Raw genomic sequence first — 24,572 nt, 5'->3', positions numbered from 1 at the left:
CGAGGCCGAAGGAAGCACCGCCCGCCATGACCCGAAGCACCGCCGACGGCCCCGCTCCCAGGGGGCGCAGCCGCCGCAGCTTCGCCGGGGCGCGCCCCGTGATGGACGACGTGGCCCGGCTGGCCGGCGTGTCCAAGCAGACCGTGTCCCGGGTGCTCAACGACCATCCCGCCGTACGCCCCGAGACCCGGGCCGCGGTGCTGGACGCCATGCGTACGCTCGGCTACCGGCCCAGCCGCAGCGCCCGCTCCCTGGCCAGCGGACGCACCCGCATGGTCGGCGTGATCTCCTTCGACGCCGCCCGCTACGGACCCGCCTCCATCCTGACCGCCATCAACACCGCGGCGCAGGGCGCCGGTTACCTGGTCAGCTCCATCGCCCTCGACACCGCCGAACGCGACACGGTGGTGAGGGCCGTGGACACGCTCTCGGCCGAGGGCGCGGACGGCGTGATCGCCATCGCCCCCCAGCGCCGGGTCGGCACGGCGCTGGCCGAGGCCCGCATCGACACCCCCATGGTGGTGCTGGAGAACGACCTCGGCGGACGTACCCCCCTGATCACCGCAGACTCCTGGGCCGGAGCCCGCGCGGCCACCGGCCACCTCCTGCACCTCGGCCACACCACCGTCCACCACATCGCCGGGCCCACCGGCTGGACCTCCGCCGACGTCCGCATGGACAGCTGGCGCGAGACCCTGACCGCCGCCGGCGCCGAGGTCCCCGACGCCCTCGTCGGCGACTGGAGCGCCGACTCCGGATACGAACTGGGCCGCCGACTGGCCCGACGCCCCGATGTCACCGCGGTGTTCGCCTCCAACGACCAGATGGCCCTCGGCCTGCTGCGGGCCCTGCACGAGGCCGGACGCCGGGTGCCCGACGACGTCAGCGTGGTCGGCTACGACGACATCCCCGAGGCCGCCCACCTGCTGCCGCCGCTGACCACCGTGCGCACCGACTTCGCCGAGATCGGCAGCCGCGCCCTGCGCCTCCTCCTGGACCGCATCGACGGCATCGACGAACCCCGCGTCGAGCCCGTCGTACCCGTCGAACTCATCGTCCGCCGCAGCACGGGACCGGCCCCGGCCCATTGACCCCACGGTGTGGCGCACCTGTCAGCCGGGCACAGGTTCCGCTCGCCCCGGTGCCTGCCCGCGTGAGGATCCTCACGCCTGGGTTACAAAAGGCTCAACCTCTGGTATCAGCGGGGTGATGCGGTGACGATGGGGCCATGACTCTGGCCCAGCGCGCCCTGGAGCAACTGGCAGCCTGGCCCGACCTCACGGCGGGACCGGCCAGTTGCGGGACAGGGCGGGCAATCAGCTCCGCCCACAGCGAGATCGCCCACTTCCACTCGGGCCACGACGTGGACCTGCATCTCACCCACCGGGCCATCGGACGTTTCGCCGAGGACCTCAGGGAGTCCACGGCCATCCGCCTGGTGCCCGGCTCCCGGTGGGTCACCGTCCACCTCGACTGCGACGGGGACGTCGACCTGCTGCTGAGCCTGGTGAGCGTCGCCCTCCAGGCCCACCAGGACCTGCCCCCGGCGGAGCTCGCACCCGCCGGCGGCTGCAACTTCCACCGGGTCACGGTGCTGCCCCGCGACCCGGCCGGAGTGGCACCCCCCGTGCCGTAGGCCGAGGCGTCCCCTCGTCCGCGGCGTGCTCCGCCCCGCCCGGCCCGGCCCCGGGAGACACTGCTGGGGGACGGTGCCGGGATCCTCGTACGAGATCCCGGCGAGCCGCCTGCTGCGGGAGGAGTACCGACGTGACGGGCTGGACCTGGGAGTACGAGGGCTACGAGGCCGCGGACGAGCGACTGCGGGAGTCGCTGTGCACGCTGGGCAACGGCTACTTCGCCACCCGTGGCGCCCTTCCGGAGTGCGCCGCGGACGATGTGCACTACCCGGGGACGTATGTGGCGGGGTGCTACAACCGGCTCACCTCCGATGTGGCCGGCCGCATGGTCGAGAACGAGGACATGGTCAACGTGCCCAACTGGCTGCCGCTGCGCTTCCGCCTGCGCGGCCGCCCCTGGCTCACCCCCGACACCGCGACCGTGCTCGAACACCGCATGGTGCTGCACCTGTCCTCGGGTGTGCTGGAGCGCCTGACCCGATACGCGTTCGGCAACGGGCGGGCGCTGACCGTGCGGCAGCAGCGGCTGGTGCACATGGCCGACCCGCACCTGGCCGCACTGCGCACCGAGTTCACCGCCGACGGCTTCTCCGGCGAACTCCACGTCGAGGCCGCCCTCGACGGCGGTGTCACCAACGCCGGAGTGCCGCGCTACCGGGACCTGGACGACCGCCACCTGACGCACCAGCAATCCGGAACCGCCGAACACGACACGGTCTGGCTGCGCTGCCGCACCCGCACCTCCGACATCCGCATCGGCATGGCCTCCCGCCTCACCGCCGACGCGCCCGTCTCGATCCGGCACGCCCGCCCGCGCACCACCCAGCGGACCCGGTTGCAGCTGGCGCCCGGCCGCACCGCCACCGTCGACAAGACCGTCGCCCTGCACACCTCCCGCGACCCGGCCATCAGCGACCCGCTGCACGCCGCCGTCGCCCGGGTCGGCCGGGCCCCCGGCTTCGACGACCTGCTCCGCTCCCACCGCACCGCCTGGGCCCAGCTGTGGCGCCGCGCCGACCTCGACGTCCCCGGTGAGGCGGGCCGCATCCTGCGGCTGCACCTCTTCCACGTCCTGCAGACGCTCTCCCCGCACACCGCCGACCTCGACGTCGGTGTGCCCGCCCGTGGACTGCACGGCGAGGCCTACCGCGGCCATGTCTTCTGGGACGAGCTGTTCGTCCTGCCCTACCTCAACCTGCACTTCCCCGAGGTCTCCCGCGCCCTCCTGCGCTACCGCCACCGCCGCCTCGAACAGGCCTGCACCGCCGCCCGCGACGTGGGCCGCAGGGGCGCGATGTACCCCTGGCAGAGCGGCAGCGACGGCCGGGAGGAGACCCAGGAACTGCACCTCAACCCGCGCTCGGGCCGCTGGCTGCCGGACCACTCCCATCTCCAGTACCACGTCGGTTCGGCGATCGCGTACAACGTGTGGGAGTACTGCGAGGCGAGCGGCGACATCGAGTTCCTGCACACCAAGGCCGCCGAGATGCTCCTCCAGATCGCCCGCTTCTGGGCGGACGCGGCCAGCTACGACGAGGGACTCGGACGGCACCGCATCAAGGGCGTGGTAGGACCCGACGAGTACCACGACGCCTACCCCGACGCACAGCAGCCCGGACTCGACGACAACGCCTACACCAACGTCACCGCCTCCTGGGTGCTCAGCCGCACCCTGGAGCTGCTGGACGGCCTGCCCGAACCGCGGCGCCGCGAACTCGCCGAGCGCACCGGGCTCGACGACGACGAACTCGAGCGGTGGGAGGAGGTGTCCCGCACTCTCCACGTGCCGTTCCACGAGGGTGTCATCAGCCAGTTCGACGGCTACGGCGATCTCGCCGAACTCGACTGGCACCGCTACCGGCAGGAGTACGGCGACATCCGGCGGCTGGACCGGATCCTGGAGGCCGAGGGCGACACGGTCAACCGCTACCAGGCCTCCAAGCAGGCCGACGTCCTGATGCTCGGCTACCTGTTCTCACCGGCGGAACTGCAGGGAATGTTCCGCCGGTTGGGGCTGCGGCTGGACGAGGACACCTGGCACCGCACCGTCGACTACTACGTGCACCGCACCAGCCACGGCTCCACCCTCAGCGGCCTCGTGCACGGCTGGATCCTGGCCCGCGCCCGGCGCGCCGAGGCCTGGCAGTTCTGTCAGGAGGCCCTGCGCGGCGACATCGCCGACGTGCAGGGCGGTACCACCGGCGAGGGCATCCACCTGGGCGCGATGGCCGGCACCCTCGACCTGGTCCAGCGCGGACTGACCGGCCTGGAGACCCGCGGCGGCGCGCTGTGGCTCGACCCCGTCCCGCTGCCCGAGCTGTCCTCCTACGGCTTCAACCTGCGCTACCAGGGCAACTGGGGAGTACGGGTGCGGCTCCGGCACGGCCAGCTGGAGATCACCGTGCCCTCCTCCGACGCGTCCCCGGTCGATGTACGACTGCCGGACCGCGCGGTACGCCTCGAGCCGGGCGAGACGGGCCGGCTGATGCTCCCGGAGTGAGTGACGGCCGCCCTCACCAGGAGCGCGCGGCGCTCCGGAGGCGGTCGCGGACCCGGATCAGGTCCGGGTTGGCGTCGGCGCCCGGCCGCTCCACCAGGAACAGCGTGTTCAGCGGCGGCTCCTGCGGATCGTGCAGCAGAGCGAGGCGCCCGGCGGCCAGGTGCTCCTCGCACAGGGACTGCGGCAGCACGCTGTAGCCGGCGCCCGCGGCGACCGCCGCCACCACCGCGTGCAGGTTCGGCACGGTGAGCGCGGCACGAGCGGCGAGCTGTCTGCCGAACACGGTGCGCCAGTAACGGCGGGCGATGGGCAGGTCCTCCGCGTAGGTGACCAGGGGCAGGTCCCGCAGCGCGGCGCAGGGGTCGTCGCCGGCCGCCGGGTGCTCGGCGACCCGGCGCGCCCAGTCCGGGGTCGCGACCAGGACGTACTCCTCGTCCGCCAGCGGGAGCGAGGCCAGCGCGCGGCCCCGGGGGCGCCGGGTCGCGATCACGAGGTCGTGCTGCCCGGCGCGCAGGTCCTCCAGGAGCGGGTCGCTCAGCCCCTGGGTGACCCGCAGCCGGACGCCGTCGGCGACGAGGCCGGCGAGCGCGGGCAGCACCCGGGTGCACAGCAGTTCCGACGGCCCTGCCAGGTGCACGGGCGCCGTATGCCCGGAGAGAGGACCGGCACCGCCCTCCAGCGCGGCGAGCGCGTCGAGCGGCCCGGAGACCTGACGGGCCAGTTCATGGGCGAGCGCCGTGGGCTCCACGCCCCTCGGCAGCCGGGTGAACAGTGTGCGCCCGCTCTGCTGCTCCAGCGTACGGATCTGTGCGGTCACGGTCGGCTGGGAGAGCCCCAGCAGCGGGGCGGCCGCGGTGAAGGAACCGGAGCGGTAGACGGCCAGGAAGGTGCGCAGCAGGTTCAGATCGGCATGCGACGGAAACCGCCGGTCGTCGCCTGCGGCCTCGTCGGCGTTGAGCGTCCGGTTGTTCATACCGGCCAGCGTAGCTCCTGCCCCATCGGAGTGCCGATGGCAGGAATCGGCCCTCCTATTGGTATTCCGATGGAGTGCAGTCCTAGCGTCGAGGACGTCGCCGCAGCGGGCGGCGGCAGGGCGAAGAGCGAGAGGACACCCCTGTGACCACGCAGAACGCGATCAACTGGCCCGAGAAGTACCTGCCCGGCACCGGCGACAACTTCGTCTCCAACGAGGTGATCGGCAAGGGCGTGCGGGCCGCCGACGTATGGCACCACCTCGTCGACACCTCCACCTGGGAGTCGTACTACGACAACGTCGCCGACATCGGCTTCCCCGACGGTGCCGGCCCGGTACTGAAGGACGGCATCCACTTCCGGTTCGGCACATTCGGCTTCCCGCCCCTGGACGCGCACGTCGTCGAGTTCCAGGCGCCTGCCGAGGACGTCCCCGGCCGTCTGTCCTGGACCGCGAAACAGGACGGCACGCCCGAGGAACGGCTCGACGTGCTGCACGCCTGGCTGGTGGAGGACCTGCCCGGCGGCCGGGTGCGCATCCTGACCCAGGAGACCCAGATCGGCGAACCGGCCGCAGCCCTGGCCGAGGAGAGGCCGAACCCGATGCTCAACGGCCATCAGGCCTGGCTCGACGGACTCGTCCGCGCCGCCTCGGGCCGCTGAAATCCCGCAGACCCGGGTGCACCCGACGCGCGGGACGCACCCGGGCGGTGGCATCGTCGGACCGGGCCGGACCCGATCGCGTCCACCCCAGCAACAACCACCGCACCGCAGAGCGACAGGAAGTTGACGTCATGACCGACACGCTCACCGTGAGCGTCCTGGGCACCGGGATCATGGGCGCCGCCATGGCCCGCAATCTGGCCAAGGCCGGACACACCGTCCGTGTCTGGAACCGCACCACCGACAAGGCCGCACCGCTGGCCGCCGACGGCGCGCACGTCGCGGCCACCCCCGACGAGGCCGTCCAGGGCGCCGACGTCGTCCTGACGATGCTGTACGACGGCGCCGCCGCCCTGGAGGTCATGCGGGAGGCGGCCCCGGCACTGCGTCCCGGCACCGCGTGGGTGCAGTCGACCACCGCCGGTATCGGGGCGATCGGCGACCTGGCCGCCTTCGCCCGCGACCACGAGCTGGTCTTCTACGACGCCCCGGTGCTCGGCACCCGCCAGCCCGCCGAGGCCGGACAGCTGCTGGTCCTCGCGGCGGGGCCGAGCGAGAGCCGGGAGACGGTCACGCCGGTCTTCGACGCCGTCGGCGCCCGGACCGTGTGGACCGGTGACGACGGGGCGGCCGGCACCGCCACCCGCCTCAAGCTGGTCGCCAACAGCTGGGTCATCGCCGCCACCAACGCGGTCGGCGAGGTCCTGGCCCTGTCGAAGGCGCTCGACGTGAACCCGCAGAGCTTCTTCGACGCCATCGACGGCGGCCCGCTCGACATGGGCTATCTGCGGGTCAAGGCGGGGCTCATCCTCGACGACCGGCTGTCCCCGGCCCAGTTCGCGGTCGCGACCGCCGCGAAGGACGCCCGTCTCATCGTCGAGGCGGGGGAGCGGCACGGCATCCGCCTGGACGTGGCCGCCGCGAGCGCCGAACGCCTCACCCGCGCCGCCGCCCAGGGACACGGCGACGAGGACATGGCCGCCGCCTACTTCGCCAGCTTCGACGGGGACTTCGACGGGGATCAGTCCGCCTGAGCGCAGGACTCCCGGAAACCAGCACGTCAGCACGTCACTGAGAGGTTCGGATGTCCAAGCCACCACTGCCGCCCGAGGCCGACGCCCTGCTGCGCCGCGCCAACCCGTGCGTCATGGCCACCCTGCGCGCCGACGGCACGCCGGTCTCCACACCCACCTGGTACGTGTGGGACGACGGCCGGGTGCTGATCAGCATGGACGAGGGCCGGGTCCGCACGACCGGCCATCCGGGTCGGCGTAGGCTCACCAGTTGGATTAGCCAACCGTAGTGATGCTGTGGCAGAGTGTGACGTGCACGCTCGGCGCCCAGGCGACGTCGGGCACCCTCCCCGGTCGGGTGTTGAACCTGCCTGACCGGCCAGCGTCCGGAGAGACGTGTCACGCGGGCCGACAGCTTTGCCCATCGGTACCAGGGCACGAAGGCGATTGGCGGCATGGAGCGGTTTTCCGCACTCTGATCCTGTGCAACCCATGGGATCGCTAAGCCAATCAGAGACGCTCCGAGGCATGCGGATCTCCGTCTCCTCGGACATGGACGAACCCGTGGCCCGTCTGCTGGTCACGGAACTGCGCGGGCGCGGCCACGAGGTGCGCCCGCACGGGGCGTTGCGCGCCGGCGACGACCCACAGTGGGCGGCGTGCTCGGCGGCGGCCGCGCAGGACGTGGCCGACGGGACGTCGGACCAGGCGGTCGTGTGCTGCTGGACCGGCACGGGCGCCTCGATCGCCGCGAACAAGGTGCCCGGTGTACGGGCCGCCCTGTGCACGGACGCCTACACGGCCGACGGCGCCCGCCGCTGGAACGACGCCAACGTGCTGGCGCTGAGCCTGCGGCTGACCTCGGAGCCGCTGCTGAAGGAGATCCTCGACGCCTGGTTCGCCGGTGAGCCCAGTGAGGACGCCGACGACCGGGAGAACGTGGCCCGCATCGGACGGATGGACGACCGCGAGGCCGGCCGCTGACGGCCGGCCCCGAGGTGCCCTACGTGCGGTCGCCTTTCGGCTTGCCGCGCTGGTCGGGTGTGCCGTGCGGCGGTGGGCTGAACGGCTCGGGCGAGGTCGCGGGCGACACCGGGGAGCCGGTGTGGCCTTCGCCCTGCTCGGGACGCAGGGCCGTCGGGTCGCCGGACGTCGGCTCGGCGCCCGCCTCCAACTGCTCGAGGCGTGCGGTCAGCAGTTCGGTCACCGGCACACGATCGGCGTGCGTCCGCTCGTAGGCGAGGAGTTCCTCCACCTCCTCGGCGGTCAGTGAACGCACCCGGGCTTCCAGCCCGCCGATCGGCAGATGGTCGTAGTCGGGCAGCGGCAGGGTGCTGCGGCCGGGGTCGGCCATGATCTTCCCCTCCTCGGGACGTCCGCCTTCGTGCGTCCGCCGCGGCTCAGTGCGCTCCGAGACCTCCGCCGCCGAACGATCCGCTGCTGCCGCGGCTCCAGCGGCGCCGTTCCTTCGACGCGCTCGGCCGGGTCTGCATGTTGCTCAGCTCGTACGGGGTGAGCGGGCGACCGCCCTTGGGGATCCTGGGGACCTCGTCGGGCTCGCGGTTCTCCCGGATTTCGTGGACCGGGCCCTCCGGCGGCAGATGCGGCTGCTCCTCGGGGCGTGGGCGCGGGGGCTCGCGCAGCTTGATCCGGTTGCCGTACCAGAAGCTGCCCGCCAGCAGCGCCAGGACGGCGACAGCGATCACGAACAGCGCGAGACTGAGCAGGCCGCTCGGCGCGGCGATCTGCATCGATGCGTTACTCATATCGGACGAATACCCCCTAAAGCGGTGGCCAACCGGCTCACTGTGAGCGGGCGGTGCGGGTCTGCGAACGATTGGCCTTGCGGATCGCGTCCAGCAGTTCCCCCTTCGTCATCCGGGAGCGGCCCTCGATGTCGAGCCGCTGGGCGACGTCGTAGAGATGCTCCTTGGAGGCGTTCTCGTCGACGCCTTCGCCGCTGCGACCGCCGCGCTGCCGTGGCCGGGCCGACCGCGGATCCGAAGGACCCTTGCGGCCGCCCTCCTTGCGCTCCCAGTGGTCGCCGACCTTCTCGTACATGTGCTTCAGGGCGCCGTAGGCCACTCGGTGCGCCCGCTCGCCCTCGCCGTACTGCTCGACCGCCGAGTCGTGCGCCTTGATCCAGGTGCGCTGGGCGTCCTTGGAGGAGCGCTCCAGGGTCGAGGGCAGTTCCTCTCGTCCGGGCATCTGTTCCACCTCCCGGTCGTCCGTGCTCGGGTACGACGGGTTCCCGCGAGCGGGGGCGGAAAACGGACCCGCGTCCCGCGCCGGGTTTGGTGCGGTGTGTCACGGCTACCCGCGACATGTGACGACATCGCAGCAGGAGCTCTTCCGTTTCCTGGAGGACCGCTTCGCCTGCGCGCAGGCGTGCACGGAGTGTGCCCGGGTGTGCGCGCTGCGCGTGAGCCTGGTCGATCCGGACGGAACCGAGGAGCAGGAACTCGTACGACGTCAAGGGATCATGTGCGCGGAGGTGTGCGACGCGACCTGCCGGGTGCTGGCCGAGCAGAACCTCGTCGAAGAAGCCGGGATACGCACCCAGCTGGAGTGGTGCCGGGCTCAGTGCCTGGAGTCCGCCCGCGTCTTCGACGGCCGACCGGGCGCCGAGGACGCCTCGGCGGCCTGCCGCGCCTGCGCCCGGGCCTGCACGGACTTCCTGAACACGCTGGGGTGAGGTGAGCTTCGAAGACTGCACGGTCCACCGCCATTCCCAATTACTGAAACACGTTCTACCGTGTGCGCCGTCAGGACCGGCCTTGGGGAGCCTGGAGGCGCCGTGCATCTCGACTACACGCCCGAGCAGCAGCGGCTGCGCACCGAACTGCGCGCCTACTTCGCCGAGCTGGTGCCGGACAACGCCCACCTGAGGCACGCCGACCGGGCCGCGCAGAAGCGGTTCTACCGCGAGACCGTCCGACGCCTCGGCGCGGACGGCTGGCTCGGCGTGGGCTGGCCCAAGGAGTACGGCGGGCGCGGGCTGACCCCGACGGAGCAGTTCGTCTTCTTCGACGAGGCCGCGCAGGCGGGCCTACCGTTGCCGCTGATGGCGCTGAACACCGTCGGCCCGACGATCATGCAGTACGGCACGTCGGAGCAGAAGGCGTACTTCCTGCCGCGGATCCTCTCCGGCGAGATCGACTTCGCGATCGGCTACAGCGAGCCCGACGCAGGCACGGACCTGGCCTCCTTGAAGACGCGGGCCGTGCGGGAGGGCGAGGAGTATGTCGTCAACGGCCACAAGATCTGGACCACCAACGGCGACACCGCCGACTGGGTGTGGCTGGCCGTGCGCACCGACCCGAACGCCCCCGCGCACCAGGGCATCACCATGCTCCTGGTGCCGACCACCGACCCCGGCTACTCCTGCACCGTCATCCACACCCTCGCCGGGCACGACACCACGGCCAGCTACTACGAGAACATCCGCGTCCCCGTCTCCCGCCGGGTCGGCGAGGAGAACCAGGGCTGGCGGCTGATCACCAACCAGCTCAACCACGAACGCGTCACCCTGGCCGCGCACGGCACCATGGCCATCCGCGCCCTGCACGACGTCCGGCGCTGGGCCCGGCAGACCAAACTCACCGACGGCCGCCGGGTGATCGACCTGCCCTGGGTACGCCGCCGGCTGGCGCAGACCCACACCCGCCTGGACGCCCTGAAACTCCTCAACTGGCAGATGGTCAGCGCCCTCCAGCACGGCACCCTCACCCCGCAGGACGCCTCCGCCGTCAAGGTGTACGGCTCCGAGGCGCGCCGCGACGCCTACGCCTGGCTCATGGAGATCGTGGGCGCCACGGGAGCCCTCCAGGAGGGCTCGGCCGGCGCGGTCCTCCACGGCGAACTGGAGCGCGGCTACCGCTCCGCCGTCATCTTCACCTTCGGCGGCGGCAACAACGAGATCCAGCGGGAGATCATCTCGTGGATCGGTCTGGGGATGCCGCGGGTACGGCGTTAGCCTGCTGCGACCACACTTTAAGTTGGCACAAAACAGGGGTACTTGTCACCAAGATCACCGTCAGTCCGCAGCAGTGGCGGCATCATTCGACACATGAGGCGCGGGCCAGGTGTACCCGGCCAGGACGAGGCTCTGCGACCGGAGCAGCCCGCCGACGATCTTTGACGGCGATCACCGCCATCATCTCCTGGCCGTCCTCGCCGGGTCGCTTCTCACCCAGCATCCCGTGCCCTTGACGCGGCCGCCTGTCCCGGCTGTGCGAGGAAGGGTGACCGACCGGCATCTTCCCTGGTCGGCCGCCTTTCGCCGTAACCCTTTTCGGGGGGCGCAGCAGACCGGCCCTTGCCTCCTCGTCCGACGCCTGATCCGCAGCTGTCGGGGAGACCGCGAGTCACCGCGCGGGCCGGGCCCGGCCTCGAATCGGCAGAGCAGCGGCCTTGACAGGAGGTCGCAAGTCGGGCTTCTTTAGATGCGTTGCGCATGGCGATACTGTTGTGTAATTCGCAACTGATCTGGTCTCCGGTGGCGGCTCCCCGTACGACAGGCCGCGATGCCCGGCGATGGAATGGCTCTGATTCCCCTACACCGCGGAGTAGCGCTTCAGATGACTCGCAAGGCACCTGCTGAGGATCCCGGCGACGCCCGTCTGCGGGTCAGCCCCCCGAAGGAATACGCCGCCGGCATCCCAGCGGTCACCTCCTCGCTCCGGCACGCCGGCGAGCAGATGGGGGCCCGCCGCAGCCTGCTCACTCTCCTCCAGGTCAACCAGAAGAAGGGCTTCGACTGCCCCGGTTGCGCCTGGCCCGAGCCGGAACACCGGCACCGGGCGGAGTTCTGCGAGAACGGGGCCAAGGCAGTGGCCGAGGAGGCCACCCTCCGCCGGGTCACCCCGGATTTCTTCGCCGAGCACACCCTCGAGGATCTCTTGCCCCGCACCGACTACTGGCTCGGGCAGCAGGGACGCCTCACCCACCCCATGTACCGCCCGGCCGACAGCGACCGCTACCGACCGATCTCCTGGGACGACGCGTTCGCCGTGATCGCCCGCGAACTCGCCGCACTCGATCACCCGGACCAAGCCGCCTTCTACACCTCCGGACGGGCGAGCAACGAGGCCGCGTTCGTCTATCAGCTCTTCGTCCGGATGCTCGGCACCAACAACCTGCCGGACTGCTCCAACATGTGCCACGAGTCCAGCGGTTCGGCCCTGACGGAGACCATCGGCATCGGCAAGGGCAGCGTCAGCCTGGACGACCTCTACGAGGCCGACCTCGTCCTCGTCGTCGGCCAGAACCCCGGCACCAACCACCCCCGCATGCTCTCCGCACTGGAACAGGCCAAGCGTCGGGGCGCTCGCGTCATCGCGGTCAACCCCCTCCCCGAGGCCGGGCTGCTCCGGTTCAAGAACCCTCAGCGGCCCTCCGGCATCGTCGGTGGCGGCACCCGGTTGGCGGACCAGTTCCTGCAGATCAGGCTGGGCGGAGACCAGGCGCTGTTCCAGGCCTTCAACCGCATGCTGCTGGAGGCGGAGGACGAAGCACCCGGCACCTGCCTGGACACGTCTTTCATCGACCAGTACACGTATGGCTTCCAGGAGTTCGCCGAGCACGCCCGCAAGGCGTCGTGGGACGACATCCTGAAAGCCGCGGGCCTGCCCGAGGAAGAGATCCGGGCCGCGTTCCGCCAGGTGCTGGCCGCCGAGAAGATCGTCGTCTGCTGGGCGATGGGACTCACCCAGCACCGCCATTCGGTACCCACCATCCGAGACGTCGTCAACTTCCTTCTGCTGCGTGGCAACATCGGCCGCCCGGGCGCCGGCCTCTGCCCGGTACGCGGCCATTCCAACGTGCAGGGCGACCGGACGATGGGCATCTACGAGAAGCCGGACGACGCGTTCCTGGACAGGCTCGGCGCCGAGTTCGCCTTCACACCCCCGCAGCACCACGGTCACGACGCGGTCGACAGCATCCGCGCCATGCGCGACGGCGATGTACGGGTCTTCGTCGCACTGGGCGGCAACTTCGTCGCCGCGGCCCCCGACACCGAGCTGACCGAGCAGGCGTTGCGCAGGTGCCGTCTCACCGTCCAGATCTCGACCAAGCTCAATCGCTCGCACGTCGTCGCCGGGGAGCAGGCACTCATCCTCCCGTGTCTCGGCCGAACCGAGGCCGACCTGCGGCCGACCGGCCCCCAACTGGTCACGGTGGAGGACTCCATGGGCATGGTGCACCTCTCGCAGGGGCGGCTGGCCCCCGCGTCCGAGCACCTGCTGAGCGAGGTCGCGATCACCTGCCGGATGGCACGGGCCGCCCTTGGGGAAGCAGGCCCGCAGGTGCCGTGGGACGACTTCGAGTCGGACTACGACCGCATCCGCGACCGCATCGAACGCGTGATCCCCGGCTTCGAGGACTTCAACGCCCGGGTACGGCAGCCGGGCGGCTTCGCCCTGCCCCACCCGCCCCGCGACGAGCGCCGGTTCACCACCGCCACCGGCCTGGCCAACTTCACCGTCAACCTGCTGGAGAGCCCCCACGTCCCGCCGGGCCGGCTGCTGCTGCAGACGCTCCGCTCCCACGACCAGTACAACACCACCATCTACGGCCTGGACGACCGCTACCGCGGCATCCACCAGGGCCGCCGGGTCCTCTTCCTGCACCCCGACGACCTCACCGAGCGAGGTCTGGCCGATGGGGACCTCGTCGACATCGTCAGTGAGTACGGGGACGGCGTGGAGCGAAGGGCGCGGGCCTTCCGGGCAGTGCCGTACCCGACGCCCCGCGGATGCTGCGCCGCTTACTTCCCCGAGACCAACGTCCTGGTACCCCTGGACTCCACCGCAGCCATCAGCAACACCCCCACGTCGAAGTCGATCGTCGTTCGGTTGGAACCGGTCTTCGCCGGAGCGGACACGAGTGCTTGACTTCGATGAGCAGAGCCGAGCACCACCTCGCCCCTCTGGCCCGCTGCGGCGGCCTCGTCGTCACCGACCTCCGGGACGTGAGCAGTGATCCCGCTGCCCTGGACTCCACCGGTTTCTGGGCCGTGGTCGCCGACTTCGAGGGCGCCTGGTCTGCGCACGCTTCGGGGACGTACGCCGTGCACCCGTGCCCGCCGCCGAGCCCGGTGCGTGGCGCGGCCCGGCCCGGACGCCTGGACGTCCTCCCTCGACCGGGCCGCCTGCACCACCGGGGTCCGGCGCATACGCGAGCACATCGCGGCCGGCGAGGTGTACCAGGCGAACCTGTGCCGGGTCCTGTCCACGCCGCTGCCCGACCCGGAGCGCGCGGACGTCGACGCCCTCACCGCCCTGCTGGTGCGCGGCAATCCGGCGCCATACGCCGGCACGGTGCGCCTCCCCGCGCACGGTGGGGAGATCGCCACGGCCTCGCCCGAGCTCTTCCTCCGCCGCGACGGCCGTACGGTGGAGTCCGGCCCCATCAAGGGCACCGGCCGGACCGCCGCGGACCTCCTCGAAAAGGACCACGCCGAGAACGTCATGATCGTGGACCTGGTCCGCAACGACCTGGGACGCGTCTGCGCCACCGGCTCCGTGACCGTCCCCGAGCTGTGCGCGGTCGAGGAACACCCCGGCTCGGTGCACCTGGTGCCCACCGTGCGCGGCGAGCTCGCCGAAGGCGCCGGATGGCCGGAGCTGCTGGCTGGAACCTTCCCACCCGGGTCGGTCACGGGCGCCCCCAAGTCCAGCGCGCTGCGGATCATCGCGACGCTGGAGACCGCGCCCCGCGGCCCGTACTGCGGTGGCGTCGGCTGCGTACCAGCTGACGGGTTGATCGCGGTCGGGCAACTCTCCTCGACGTGTCCCTTGACAGCCTCTCTGAGGCGTCAGATTGTTGTTGCTCATAGTGAATAGTCATGCATTATTCGCAACACTGTCCGGGTGGTGGCCGCTCCACCTCCCCTTCCCTCGCCGATCTCCCACCCGATCCGGTGTGTCCATGGGGCACGGCGGAATCACCGACGAATTCCCCTCTTGCTCGGTCGCGCATCCGTCGTCCGCGACAGAGAGTGCACCGCCGTCTGCGGAAAGGACGAGCTGATGAACAAAACCCGCGAAAGGAACGGGAGTCGAAGTCATCCCGTCGGGGCGGATCTGCCGGGAATCCCGCCGGCATCCGCCGGCCCCCGGACCGACCTTGTCGTCTTCGGCGTCGCCGCGGTCCTCACCCTCGCCTTCGTCGTGTGGGGAGCCACGGCGACCGACACGCTGGAGAGCGTGTCCGGGAAGCTGCTGGACGGGACCATCCGCAACGGCGGCTGGGCATTCGTCCTCGCCGCCTCGGGCTTCGTCGTCTTCGCCCTCTGGCTGGCGATGAGCCGTTACGGGCGGATCACCCTGGGCGGGGAGGGCGAGCAGCCCGAGTTCCGCACCGTCTCCTGGATCGCCATGATGTTCAGCGCGGGCATGGGCATCGGCCTGATGTTCTACGGCGTGAGCGAACCGCTGTCCCACTTCACCACGCCACCGCCGGGCACCGACCCGGCCGACGCCGCCCAGGCCATGGAGACCGCCATGGCCACCACCCTCTTCCACTGGACGCTCCACCCGTGGGCGATGTACGCGGTCGTCGGCCTTGCCATCGCCTACAGCACCTTCCGGCGCGGACGCCGACAGCTGATCAGCGCCGTGTTCACCCCGCTGATCGGCGAGAAGCGGGCGAACGGCTGGGGCGGCAGGGTCATCGACATCCTCGCCATTTTCGCCACCCTCTTCGGCTCTGCGGCCTCTCTGGGGCTCGGCGCCCTGCAGATCGGCAGCGGCATCACCGGACTGGGATGGATGGGATCTGTCGGCACCGGCCTGCTGGTCGCCGTGATCGCGGTGCTGACCGCGGCGTTCGTCGCCTCGGCGGTGTCCGGGATCGCCAAGGGCATCCAGTGGCTGTCCAACATCAACATGGTGCTGGCGGTGACGCTGGCGGTCTTCGTGTTCGTCGTCGGGCCGACCATCTTCATCCTTGACCTGCTGCCCACCTCCATCGGCGCCTTCCTTGGCGACCTGACTCAGATGGCAGGACGTACCGAGGCATCGAGCGGTGAGGGAGTCGCCGACTGGCTGGCCGGCTGGACGGTCTTCTACTGGGCCTGGTGGATCTCCTGGACGCCGTTCGTCGGCATGTTCATCGCGCGCATCAGCCGCGGCCGGACCATCCGGCAGTTCGTGGGCGGGGTCATCCTGGTACCCAGCACCGTCAGCCTGCTGTGGTTCGCGATCCTCGGCGGCTCGGCGATGCACCTGCAGGACGAAGGGCGCCTCAGCGACGCCGCGACAGCCCAGGGTCAGCTCTTCGACGTGCTCCAGCAGTACCCGATCGCCACGGTGACGAGCATTGTGGTGATGATCCTCGTCGGGATCTTCTTCGTGTCCGGCGCCGACGCCGCCTCGATCGTGATGGGGACGCTCGCGCAGCGCGGATCCCTGGAGCCGACCCGGGCCATGGTGGTGTTCTGGGGTGTGCTGACCGGTGCGGTCGCGGCGATCATGCTGCTCATCGGAGGCGGCAAGGGCGACGCGCTCACCGGACTGCAGAACCTCACCATTCTCGCGGCGGCCCCCTTCACCGTGGTGATGGTCGGGCTGTGTGTCGCCCTCACCCGCGACCTGCGGCACGACCCGCTCATCATCCGTGGGCGGGAATGCAAGGAAGCCATCGAAACGGCCGTCATCGCCGGCCATGAGAAGTACGACGGCGACTTCGAGCTCCGCATCGGACCCGCCACGTCCACCAACGGCACGGAGTCCACGGAGCCCGAGCAGCCCAGGGAGTCCACATCATCCTCCGCTCGCTGAGGCCGGAGGAACCCGTGCCCGGGGGGTCGTGGAACCGACATGTGCGGCCACGGCCCCGCCGGGCGTTCGCGCTGTTCCGCCGCGCTCCTGGCCGGCTGAGGGAACCCCGTCGAGCTCCTTGACCCCCGGTCGGCACTCCACGATGCTGTGTTGCGGTACATGAGATGTGTGCCGTGATGAGCAACATCTGATTCAAGTCTCGACCAGCCGAGGAGTGGCCATGACGCACCAGGTCCGTGCTGTCGTCGCGCGGGGCAAGGGCGCCCCCGTCAGCCTGGAAACGATCATCGTGCCCGACCCGGGTCCGGGTGAGGCGCTGGTGAAGATCGAGGCCTGCGGGGTCTGCCACACCGATCTGCACTATCGCGAGGGCGGCATCAACGACGACTTCCCGTTCCTGCTGGGCCACGAGGCCGCGGGTGTCGTGGAGTCGGTGGGGGAGGGGGTCACCGACGTCGCCCCCGGAGACTTCGTCATCCTCAACTGGCGTGCGGTGTGCGGCCAGTGCCGGGCCTGTCTGCGCGGACGGCCGTGGTACTGCTTCAACACCCACAACGCGAAGCAGAAGATGACCTTGACCGACGGCACCGAGCTCTCGCCGGCGCTGGGCATCGGTGCGTTCGCGGAGAAGACGCTGGTCGCGGCCGGGCAGTGCACGAAGGTCGACCGGACCGCGTCGGCGGCCGCCGCCGGTCTGCTGGGGTGTGGCGTGATGGCGGGTATCGGCGCGGCCATCAACACCGGGAACGTCGGACGGGGCGACTCGGTCGCCGTCATCGGCTGCGGCGGCGTCGGGGCCGCGGCGATCGCCGGGTCGAACCTGGCGGGCGCGGCGAAGGTCATCGCGGTGGACATCGACGACCGCAAGCTGGAGACGGCCAAGAAGCTGGGCGCGACCCACACCGTCAACTCCAAGGACGCCGACGCGGTCGAGGCGATCCGCGAGCTGACCGGCGGCTTCGGTGCCGATGTCGTCATCGAGGCGGTCGGCCGCCCGGAGACGTACAAGCAGGCGTTCTACGCCCGCGACCTCGCCGGCACGGTCGTCCTGGTCGGTGTGCCGACCCCGGAGATGAAGCTGGAACTGCCGCTGCTGGACGTCTTCGGACGCGGTGGCGCGCTGAAGTCCTCCTGGTACGGCGACTGCCTGCCGAGCAGGGACTTCCCGATGCTCATCGATCTGTATCTGCAGGGCCGGCTGGACCTGGACGCCTTCGTCACCGAGACCATCGCGCTGGACGAGGTCGAGAAGGCCTTCGAGCGGATGCACCACGGCGACGTGCTGCGCTCGGTGGTGGTCCTCTGATGGCCGCCCGCATCGAACACCTCGTCACCTCGGGGGCGTTCTCGCTGGACGGCGGCACCTGGGACGTCGACAACAACGTGTGGATCGTCGGCGACGACACCGAGGCGATCGTCATCGACGCCGCGCATGACGCCGAGGCGATCGCCCAGGCCGTCGGCGGGCGCACCCTGCGGGCCATCGTGTGCACGCACGCGCACAACGACCACATCGACGCCGCGCCCCAACTCGCGGCGCGCACGGGTGCCCCGGTCCTCCTCCACCCGGACGACCTGCCGCTGTGGAAGCAGACCCACCCCGACAAGGCGCCGGACGCCGAACTGACCGACGGCCAGGGCCTCACGGTGGCCGGCGTCGAGCTGACCGTTCTGCACACGCCCGGCCACGCCCCCGGCGCGGTCTGCCTGTACGCGCCGGCCCTGACGGCGCTCTTCAGTGGCGACACGCTGTTCGCCGGTGGGCCGGGGGCGACAGGAAGGTCGTACAGCCACTTCCCGACCATCATCGAGTCGATCCGGGACCGGCTGCTGACGCTGCCGGGCGACACCGTCGTGCACACCGGACACGGGGAGACGACCAGCATCGCGGCCGAGGCCCCGCACCTCCAGGAGTGGATCGACCGAGGTTTCTGACGCCCACCGGCGACCCTCACGCGCCCGCCCTCGGCTCGCTGCCATCGCGAGCCGATGCGGCGGGCTGCTGTTGTTCTATGTGAATAACGTTCTGAATCGCGCAACACGATGAGCGGCTCGGGGCGCCCTCTGAATGCCTTGACAAGGGTTCTGGGCGACCCCAGACTGATGTTGCGCTTACCGCAATCCGTTTCGTTATACGCACCGAGGTGTCATGATGATTCCCGCGTGCCGTCTCGAGGATCTCCCGCGAGGCGAGGCCCACCGGCTCGACATCGATCCGCCGGTCTCGGTGTTCCACACCGACGACGGCGAACTCTTCGCCATCGACGACACCTGCACCCACCAGGACGCCTCGCTCGCCGACGGCTGGCTGGAGGGCTGCGAGGTGGAATGCCCGCTGCATGCTTCGAAGTTCGACCTGAGGACCGGTGTGGTCGACGCCCCGCCGGCCAAGCTTCCGGTCCGGACGCACGAGGCCGTCGTCGAGGACGGCATGATCTACGTCCGCCTGTCCACGGAGGCGCCCAACCTGCCGCCCTGCGTCGCAGCCCGGCTCGCCGGGGGTCCCGCGTGAGGACCGTCGCCGTGGTCGGCGCCTCGCTGGCCGGCCTGTCGGCGGCGCGCTCACTGCGGAAGCGGGGCCACGACGGTCGACTGGTCCTCATCGGCGACGAGCTCCACCGCCCGTACGACAGGCCCCCGCTGTCCAAGGAGTTCCTGTCCGGCACTCTCGGCGAGGCCGAACTCGCCCTGGAGACTGACGACGAGGACCTGCAGGCGGAGTGGCTGCTGGGCGTCCGTGCCACCGGACTCGACCACACCGAGCGTGCCGTCCGGCTCGCGGACGGACGGGAGGTGCACGCCGACGGCTTCGTCATCGCGACCGGTGCCGCAGCGCGCAGCCTCCCCGGCTCCGAAGGCCTGGCCGGAGTGCACACCCTGCGCACCCTGGACGACGCCCGCGCCCTGCGGGACGAACTGGCCCGCGGCGGACGGCTGGTGGTGATCGGCGGAGGCTTCATCGGAGCCGAGGTCGCCTCCACCGCGTACGCCCTCGGACTCGAGGTGACCGTCGTGGAGGCGGCCCCGACACCGCTCGCCGGTCCGCTCGGCGAGACCATGGGTGCCATCGTCTCCGCCCTCCACGCCGACCACGGCGTACGGCTGTTGTGCGGCGTGGGCGTCAAGGGGCTGAGCGGGGAGACCCGCGTCGACGCCGTCCTGCTCGAGGACGGCCGCAGCATCCCCGCCGACATCGTCGTGGTCGGTGTGGGCGCGCGCCCGTGCGTCGAGTGGCTGGAAGGTTCCGGCATCGTTCTCGACAACGGCGTCAAGTGCGGCGCGGACGGTCGCACCAGCCTGGCCGGTGTGGTCGCGGTCGGTGACTGCGCCAACTGGTACGACCCGCGCGCGGGCCTCCATCGCCGTGTCGAGCACTGGACCGGTGCGCGCGAGCGCCCTGACGCCGCGGTCGCCACGCTGCTGGCGGGGGGTGCGGTGGAACCGGGTGTGCCCAGGCCGCCGTACTTCTGGTCCGACCAGTATGGCGTGAAGATCCAGTTCGCCGGTCACGCGGCCGGCGCGGACAGTGTGACCATCGAGGCGGGCGCCGCGGACGACCACGACGTCCTGGCCGTCTACCGGCGGGCCGGGGATCCGGTCGCCGTGCTCGCGATGAACCAGCCGCGGCTGTTCATGCGCTGGCGCAAGCAACTCGCCGCCACCGCATCTTGACACCGCCCCACCGGCATCCCATGCTGCGGTTTCACATAGCACGCATCGTTGCTCCATACACAACGCCGTCCGGAGTCGCTCTTCCCGGCGCGTGAATGACCCCTCCACGACGTTCTCCCGAGGAGTGCACCGTGACCTCGACCAGCCTGCCGGACAGCCTGATCGCCACTCTCCCCGGCTCCTCCTACACGGATCCGCAGATCTTTGCGCAGGAGCAGGAGCGCATATTCGAGACCATGTGGTTCTGCGTCGCGCGCGCCTCAGAGCTGGCGAAGCCCGGCGCCTTCCGCACCGTAGACGTGGGCCGCGAGAGCATCCTCGTCACCCGGGCGCGTGACAACTCCATCCGTGCGTACTTCAACGTGTGCCGGCACCGTGGAGCCAAGCTGTGCACCGAGGAGTCCGGCGAGGTCAAGCGTGCCTTCCAGTGCCCGTACCACGCCTGGACCTACGACCTGAACGGCAAGCTCGTCGCGGCGCCCAACCTCACCAAGATGCCCGATGTCGGCCGCACCGAGTACGGCCTGGTGAGTGTGGCGGTGCGCGAATGGCTCGGCTATGTGTGGGTCTGCCTGGCGGAGAACCCGCCCTCCTTCGAGGAGGACGTCACCGGTGAGGTCGTCGCCCGTCTCGGCGACGTCGAGTCGATCGAGCGCTACGGCATCGAGAACCTCTCCGTCGGCAAGCGGATCGTCTACGACGTGAAGGCCAACTGGAAGCTCATCATCGAGAACTTCATGGAGTGCTACCACTGCGCCACGATCCACCCCGAACTCACCGAAGTGCTCCCGGAGTTCGCGGACGGTTACGCCGCCCAGTACTACGTGGGCCACGGTGCCGAGTTCGGTGAGGACGTCCAGGGCTTCACCGTGGACGGCTCCGAGGGCCTGGACCGCATTCCCGGGGTCGCCGAGGACCAGGACCGCCGCTATTACGCCATCACCGTCCGGCCGCAGGTCTTCATCAACCTCGTCCCCGACCACGTGATCTTCCACCGGATGTATCCGGTGTCCGTGGACCGCACGATCGTCGAGTGCGACTGGCTCTACCTCCCGCACGTCGTCGAGAGCGGCAAGGACGTCAGCCGGTCCGTGGAACTCTTCCACCGGGTCAACCAGCAGGACTTCGACGCCTGCGAGCGCACGCAGCCCGGAATGAGCTCCCGGATGTACGCCAAGGGTGGCGTGCTGGTGCCCAGCGAGCACCACATCGGCGCCTTCCACGACTGGGTGAACGAGCGCCTGGGCACGCCTCAGGGGTGACTCAGCCCAGGTAGCCCATGCGGTGGCTGATCTCCTCGGCGCCCTTGATCAGCACCGGGGAGAGCTCGTGCAGGCGCTCCTCGGTGAACCGGTAGGAGGGCCCGGAGGCGCTGAGCGACGCGATGACCTCGCCGTCCCGGTTGCGGACCGGCGCGGCCATGGCGTGCAGACCGACCTCCAGCTCTTCCAGGGTGAAGGCGTAGCCCCGCTCCCGCGCCTCGGCGAGGTTCTTCTCGAGCTTCGTCTTCGCGGTGATGGTGTGCGGGGTGACCTTCTTCATGCCAGCGGCGGACAGCAGCGCGGCGCGCTCCTTCGCGGGCAGGTGGGCCAGCAGGATCTTGCCGCTCGACGTGGCGTGCAGCGGCGTCAGCTGGCCGACCCAGTTGTGCGCGGTGACCGCGCCCGGGCCGCGTACCTGGTAGAGGTTGATCGCGTAGTGCTCCTGCATGACGGCGATGTTGACGGTTTCGCCGATCTCCGCGGCGAGGCGTTCGCAGACCGGGCGGCCCTGCTGTGTGATGTCGATACGGCCCGTGACCGCGCCGGCCAGGCGGACGATGCCGAAGCCGAGCCGGTACTTGCCGCGCTCGCCGGCCTGCTCCACCAGGCCGCGCGCCTCCAGGGCGCCGAGAAGGCGGAAGGCGGTGGACTTGTGCACATCGATCTCGCCCGCCACCTCACTGACGCCCGCTTCGCCACGCTGGGCGAGGATCTCCAGGACGCTGATGGCGCGGTCCACCGACTGCACGCCGCCGGCTTGCGAATTCGACGTTTCTGTGTCAGGGCTGTAGTTGCTCACAGTGAAACTATACGCGTAGTAAACAACGCCCTTGCAAGTAACCGTACCGAAACGAAGACGTTGGAAGTTGCGCTGTTCGCAACCTAGTGCGTATAACGCGACCGGGTTTAGCATGCCTCGCATATCTACGGCGCGAGCGAGACGAGGCACCATGGCTCCCCTGCAATACGACTTCGTCATCGTCGGTGGCGGTTCGGCCGGCAGTGCACTGGCGAACAGACTCTCCGCTGACCCGGCCAACCGGGTGCTGGTCCTGGAGGCAGGCCGGTCGGACTACCCGTGGGATGTCTTCATCCACATGCCGGCGGCGCTGACCTACCCGATCGGCAGCCGGTTCTACGACTGGAAGTACGAGTCCGAGCCCGAACCTCACATGGGCGGCAGGCGCATCTACCACGCGCGCGGCAAGGTGCTGGGCGGCTCCAGCAGCATCAACGGCATGATCTTCCAGCGCGGCAACCCCATGGACTATGAGCGCTGGGCGGCGGACCCGGGCATGGAGACCTGGGGCTACGCGCACTGTCTGCCCTACTTCCGGCGCATGGAGAACTGTCTGGCAGCCGATCCGGACGACGAGTTCCGCGGCCACGACGGCCCTCTCGTGCTCGAACGCGGTCCGGCGACCAACCCACTCTTCGGTGCCTTCCTCAGGGCGACCGAGGAGGCGGGCTATGCGCCCACGGACGACGTCAACGGCTACCGGCAGGAGGGTTTCGCCGAGTTCGACCGAAATGTCCATCGTGGACGCCGCCTGTCGGCTTCGAAGGCTTACCTCAAGCCCGCGATGAAGCGGCCGAACCTCACCGTCAAGACCCGCGCGCTCGTCACGCGCGTCCTCTTCGAGGGCAGGCGCGCCGTCGGCGTCGAGTTCCAGCGCGGCCGGGGCGCCCTCCAGCAGGTCCGTGCAAGGGAAGTCATCCTCTGCGGCGGCGCCATCAACTCCCCGCAGCTGCTCCAGCTCTCCGGGGTCGGCAACGCCGCGGAACTGCGCGCCCTCGGCATCGACGTCGTCCACCACCTCCCGGGCGTCGGCGAGAACATGCAGGACCACCTGGAGGTCTATGTCCAGTACGCCTGCAAGCAGCCGGTCTCCATGCAGCCGTACATGGCGAAGTGGCGCGCCCCCTTCATCGGGCTGCAGTGGCTCTTCCGCAAGGGCCCGGCCGCCACCAACCACTTCGAGGCCGGTGGCTTCGCCCGCAGCAACGAGGACGTGGACTACCCCAACCTGATGTTCCACTTCCTGCCGGTCGCGGTCCGTTACGACGGCTCCTCTCCCGCGGGTGACCACGGCTACCAGGTGCACGTCGGGCCCATGTACTCGGACGCCATCGGCTCGGTGAAGATCAAGAGCAAGGATCCGCGCGAGCACCCGGCGCTCCGTTTCAACTACCTCTCCACCGAGCAGGACCGCCGCGAATGGGTCGAGGCGATCCGCGTGGCCCGCAAGCTCCTCAACCAGCCCGCGCTCGCCCCCTACAACGGCGGGGAGGTCTCGCCCGGTCCGAAGGTGGAGACGGACGAGGAGATCCTCGCCTGGGTCGCCAAGGAGGGCGAGACCGCCCTGCACCCGTCCTGCACCTGCAAGATGGGCACCGACGAGATGTCCGTCGTCGACCCCACCAGCATGCGGGTGCACGGCCTGGAGGGCCTGCGCGTGGTGGACGCGTCGGTGATGCCCTACGTCACCAACGGCAACATCTACGCGCCCGTGATGATGATCGCCGAGAAGGCCGCCGATCTGATCCTCGGCAAGGAGCCGCCGGCGCCGTCGAAGGCCGCGTACTACCGCCACCGCGACGTCCAGAAGCAGGCGGAGTAGGCGTTGGGCGCCGCAGGGCTCCGGGCGCTGCTGGACAGCGTCCGCTACGAGGTGCTGCCCGCAAAGGCGACCGAGGACAAGGTCCTCGCCCATGTCCCGCGCGACGTCGTCGTCACCGTGACGGCGTCGCCGGTCAAGGGCCTGGAACCGACCCTCGATCTCGCCGGCCGGCTCGCGGCGCACGGCTACCGGGTCGTCCCGCACGTGCCGGCGCGGCTGCTGCGGGACGACCTGCACCTGAAGGAGGTCACGGGCCGGCTGCGCGAGGCGGGCGTGGACGACGTCTTCGTCCCGGCCGGCGACGCCGACCCGCCTGCAGGGGTCTACGACGGGGCGCTGCCGGTGCTGCGTCGGCTGAGCGAGCTGGGCAGGCCCTTCGCGCACGTCGGCGTCACCGGTTATCCCGAGAGCCATCCGCTCATCCACGACGACGTCACCATCCAGGCG

General features: G+C 70.4%; 21 protein-coding genes and 3 pseudogenes. 19 read left to right on the top strand and 5 right to left on the bottom strand.

What is annotated here, in order from left to right; translation table 11 throughout:
* Nucleotides 1–26: 26 nt before the first annotated feature.
* From ACTWQJ_RS03995 to ACTWQJ_RS03985, 3 genes are all read left to right on the top strand, one after another.
* On the top strand, nt 27–1,091 hold the full coding sequence (locus ACTWQJ_RS03995) for a LacI family DNA-binding transcriptional regulator (protein WP_443305195.1): 1,065 nt from the start codon (nt 27–29) through the stop codon (nt 1,089–1,091).
* Between the two features lie 137 nt (nt 1,092–1,228).
* Nucleotides 1,229–1,636, top strand: a complete 408-nt coding sequence (locus ACTWQJ_RS03990; protein WP_443305194.1) for a luciferase domain-containing protein — start codon at nt 1,229–1,231, stop codon at nt 1,634–1,636.
* Nucleotides 1,637–1,767: 131 nt separating this feature from the next.
* The gene (locus ACTWQJ_RS03985) at nt 1,768–4,137 is read left to right on the top strand and encodes a glycoside hydrolase family 65 protein (RefSeq protein ID WP_443305193.1); all 2,370 of its coding nucleotides are present in this window, start codon (nt 1,768–1,770) and stop codon (nt 4,135–4,137) included.
* A gap of 13 nt (nt 4,138–4,150) precedes the next feature.
* On the opposite strand, the gene ACTWQJ_RS03980 is transcribed toward ACTWQJ_RS03985, so the two are convergent.
* Nucleotides 4,151–5,110 (bottom strand): LysR family transcriptional regulator, encoded by a 960-nt coding sequence (locus tag ACTWQJ_RS03980; RefSeq protein ID WP_443305192.1) that lies wholly within the window; start codon nt 5,108–5,110, stop codon nt 4,151–4,153.
* Nucleotides 5,111–5,253: 143 nt separating this feature from the next.
* On the opposite strand from ACTWQJ_RS03980, the gene ACTWQJ_RS03975 reads away from it, so the two are divergent.
* The 4 genes and pseudogenes from ACTWQJ_RS03975 to ACTWQJ_RS03960 all read left to right on the top strand — a co-directional run bounded on the left by ACTWQJ_RS03975 (nt 5,254) and on the right by ACTWQJ_RS03960 (nt 7,769).
* Nucleotides 5,254–5,772 (top strand): SRPBCC domain-containing protein, encoded by a 519-nt coding sequence (locus ACTWQJ_RS03975; protein WP_443305191.1) that lies wholly within the window; start codon nt 5,254–5,256, stop codon nt 5,770–5,772.
* 131 nt (nt 5,773–5,903) lie between these two features.
* Entirely contained in the window at nt 5,904–6,806 is a 903-nt protein-coding gene (locus tag ACTWQJ_RS03970; protein WP_443305190.1) for an NAD(P)-dependent oxidoreductase, read from the top strand.
* A gap of 50 nt (nt 6,807–6,856) precedes the next feature.
* Nucleotides 6,857–7,021: pseudogene (locus ACTWQJ_RS03965) on the top strand (pyridoxamine 5'-phosphate oxidase family protein); the annotation flags it as partial.
* 292 nt (nt 7,022–7,313) lie between these two features.
* On the top strand, nt 7,314–7,769 hold the full coding sequence (locus tag ACTWQJ_RS03960) for an RpiB/LacA/LacB family sugar-phosphate isomerase (RefSeq protein WP_443305189.1): 456 nt from the start codon (nt 7,314–7,316) through the stop codon (nt 7,767–7,769).
* A 19-nt stretch (nt 7,770–7,788) separates the two neighbouring features.
* Here the strand turns inward: ACTWQJ_RS03960 and ACTWQJ_RS03955 are convergent, their stop codons facing one another.
* From ACTWQJ_RS03955 to ACTWQJ_RS03945, 3 genes are read right to left on the bottom strand one after another with little or no spacing between them, the layout of a single operon-like run.
* Nucleotides 7,789–8,139, bottom strand: coding sequence for a hypothetical protein (locus tag ACTWQJ_RS03955; RefSeq protein ID WP_443305188.1), 351 nt, complete (start codon nt 8,137–8,139; stop codon nt 7,789–7,791).
* Nucleotides 8,140–8,185: 46 nt separating this feature from the next.
* Entirely contained in the window at nt 8,186–8,551 is a 366-nt protein-coding gene (locus tag ACTWQJ_RS03950; protein ID WP_385515422.1) for a DUF6479 family protein, read from the bottom strand.
* A gap of 37 nt (nt 8,552–8,588) precedes the next feature.
* Nucleotides 8,589–8,993, bottom strand: a complete 405-nt coding sequence (locus tag ACTWQJ_RS03945; protein ID WP_443305187.1) for a ChaB family protein — start codon at nt 8,991–8,993, stop codon at nt 8,589–8,591.
* A 118-nt stretch (nt 8,994–9,111) separates the two neighbouring features.
* Between ACTWQJ_RS03945 and ACTWQJ_RS03940 the strand changes: the two genes are divergently transcribed.
* The 10 genes and pseudogenes from ACTWQJ_RS03940 to ACTWQJ_RS03895 all read left to right on the top strand — a co-directional run bounded on the left by ACTWQJ_RS03940 (nt 9,112) and on the right by ACTWQJ_RS03895 (nt 21,504).
* Complete coding sequence (locus tag ACTWQJ_RS03940; RefSeq protein WP_443305186.1) at nt 9,112–9,480, top strand: ferredoxin; 369 nt, start codon at nt 9,112–9,114, stop codon at nt 9,478–9,480.
* Between the two features lie 102 nt (nt 9,481–9,582).
* Nucleotides 9,583–10,761 carry an acyl-CoA dehydrogenase family protein gene (locus tag ACTWQJ_RS03935; RefSeq protein WP_443305185.1) on the top strand — a complete coding sequence of 393 codons (1,179 nt, stop codon included), beginning with the start codon at nt 9,583–9,585 and terminating at the stop codon, nt 10,759–10,761.
* Nucleotides 10,762–11,365: 604 nt separating this feature from the next.
* On the top strand, nt 11,366–13,681 hold the full coding sequence (locus tag ACTWQJ_RS03930) for an FdhF/YdeP family oxidoreductase (protein WP_443305184.1): 2,316 nt from the start codon (nt 11,366–11,368) through the stop codon (nt 13,679–13,681).
* A 5-nt stretch (nt 13,682–13,686) separates the two neighbouring features.
* Nucleotides 13,687–14,563: pseudogene (locus ACTWQJ_RS03925) on the top strand (chorismate-binding protein); the annotation flags it as partial.
* Nucleotides 14,564–14,818: 255 nt separating this feature from the next.
* On the top strand, nt 14,819–16,570 hold the full coding sequence (locus tag ACTWQJ_RS03920; protein ID WP_443305183.1) for a BCCT family transporter: 1,752 nt from the start codon (nt 14,819–14,821) through the stop codon (nt 16,568–16,570).
* A gap of 220 nt (nt 16,571–16,790) precedes the next feature.
* Nucleotides 16,791–17,876 carry an S-(hydroxymethyl)mycothiol dehydrogenase gene (locus tag ACTWQJ_RS03915; protein ID WP_443305182.1) on the top strand — a complete coding sequence of 362 codons (1,086 nt, stop codon included), beginning with the start codon at nt 16,791–16,793 and terminating at the stop codon, nt 17,874–17,876.
* Nucleotides 17,876–18,505, top strand: a complete 630-nt coding sequence (locus ACTWQJ_RS03910; RefSeq protein ID WP_443305181.1) for an MBL fold metallo-hydrolase — start codon at nt 17,876–17,878, stop codon at nt 18,503–18,505. Before ACTWQJ_RS03915 ends, ACTWQJ_RS03910 begins: the two co-directional genes overlap by 1 nt.
* Nucleotides 18,506–18,719: 214 nt before the next feature.
* Nucleotides 18,720–19,082 (top strand): bifunctional 3-phenylpropionate/cinnamic acid dioxygenase ferredoxin subunit, encoded by a 363-nt coding sequence (locus ACTWQJ_RS03905; protein ID WP_443305180.1) that lies wholly within the window; start codon nt 18,720–18,722, stop codon nt 19,080–19,082.
* Nucleotides 19,079–20,242, top strand: coding sequence for an NAD(P)/FAD-dependent oxidoreductase (locus ACTWQJ_RS03900; RefSeq protein WP_443305179.1), 1,164 nt, complete (start codon nt 19,079–19,081; stop codon nt 20,240–20,242). The genes ACTWQJ_RS03905 and ACTWQJ_RS03900 overlap by 4 nt, the downstream gene beginning before the upstream one ends.
* A 131-nt stretch (nt 20,243–20,373) precedes the next feature.
* Entirely contained in the window at nt 20,374–21,504 is a 1,131-nt protein-coding gene (locus ACTWQJ_RS03895) for an aromatic ring-hydroxylating oxygenase subunit alpha (protein ID WP_443305178.1), read from the top strand.
* 1 nt (nt 21,505) lies between these two features.
* On the opposite strand, the gene ACTWQJ_RS03890 is transcribed toward ACTWQJ_RS03895, so the two are convergent.
* Entirely contained in the window at nt 21,506–22,252 is a 747-nt protein-coding gene (locus ACTWQJ_RS03890; RefSeq protein ID WP_443305217.1) for an IclR family transcriptional regulator, read from the bottom strand.
* A gap of 202 nt (nt 22,253–22,454) precedes the next feature.
* On the opposite strand from ACTWQJ_RS03890, the gene betA reads away from it, so the two are divergent.
* Together betA and ACTWQJ_RS03880 are read left to right on the top strand one after the other, a co-directional pair.
* Nucleotides 22,455–24,125, top strand: coding sequence for a choline dehydrogenase (betA, locus tag ACTWQJ_RS03885; protein ID WP_443305177.1), 1,671 nt, complete (start codon nt 22,455–22,457; stop codon nt 24,123–24,125).
* Nucleotides 24,126–24,128: 3 nt separating this feature from the next.
* Nucleotides 24,129–24,572 (top strand): annotated as a pseudogene (locus ACTWQJ_RS03880) (5,10-methylenetetrahydrofolate reductase); the annotation flags it as partial.

The sequence above is a fragment of the Streptomyces sp. KR55 genome, from assembly GCF_052245645.1.
Lineage (GTDB): Bacteria > Actinomycetota > Actinomycetes > Streptomycetales > Streptomycetaceae > Streptomyces > Streptomyces flavusporus.
This window is presented reverse-complemented; position numbering and strand designations above follow the sequence as displayed.

Bases quoted from the DNA above. Each gene is read 5' to 3' on its own strand.
- ACTWQJ_RS03995 (WP_443305195.1), top strand. From the start codon at position 27: ATGACCCGAAGCACCGCCGACGGCCCCGCTCCCAGGGGGCGCAGCCGC.
- ACTWQJ_RS03910 (WP_443305181.1), top strand. From the start codon at position 17,876: ATGGCCGCCCGCATCGAACACCTCGTCACCTCGGGGGCGTTCTCGCTG.
- ACTWQJ_RS03990 (WP_443305194.1), top strand. From the start codon at position 1,229: ATGACTCTGGCCCAGCGCGCCCTGGAGCAACTGGCAGCCTGGCCCGAC.
- ACTWQJ_RS03980 (WP_443305192.1), bottom strand. From the start codon at position 5,110: ATGAACAACCGGACGCTCAACGCCGACGAGGCCGCAGGCGACGACCGG.
- ACTWQJ_RS03905 (WP_443305180.1), top strand. From the start codon at position 18,720: ATGATGATTCCCGCGTGCCGTCTCGAGGATCTCCCGCGAGGCGAGGCC.
- ACTWQJ_RS03960 (WP_443305189.1), top strand. From the start codon at position 7,314: ATGCGGATCTCCGTCTCCTCGGACATGGACGAACCCGTGGCCCGTCTG.
- ACTWQJ_RS03950 (WP_385515422.1), bottom strand. From the start codon at position 8,551: ATGAGTAACGCATCGATGCAGATCGCCGCGCCGAGCGGCCTGCTCAGT.
- ACTWQJ_RS03945 (WP_443305187.1), bottom strand. From the start codon at position 8,993: ATGCCCGGACGAGAGGAACTGCCCTCGACCCTGGAGCGCTCCTCCAAG.
- ACTWQJ_RS03915 (WP_443305182.1), top strand. From the start codon at position 16,791: ATGACGCACCAGGTCCGTGCTGTCGTCGCGCGGGGCAAGGGCGCCCCC.
- ACTWQJ_RS03970 (WP_443305190.1), top strand. From the start codon at position 5,904: ATGACCGACACGCTCACCGTGAGCGTCCTGGGCACCGGGATCATGGGC.
- ACTWQJ_RS03930 (WP_443305184.1), top strand. From the start codon at position 11,366: ATGACTCGCAAGGCACCTGCTGAGGATCCCGGCGACGCCCGTCTGCGG.
- betA (WP_443305177.1), top strand. From the start codon at position 22,455: ATGGCTCCCCTGCAATACGACTTCGTCATCGTCGGTGGCGGTTCGGCC.
- ACTWQJ_RS03920 (WP_443305183.1), top strand. From the start codon at position 14,819: ATGAACAAAACCCGCGAAAGGAACGGGAGTCGAAGTCATCCCGTCGGG.
- ACTWQJ_RS03955 (WP_443305188.1), bottom strand. From the start codon at position 8,139: ATGGCCGACCCCGGCCGCAGCACCCTGCCGCTGCCCGACTACGACCAT.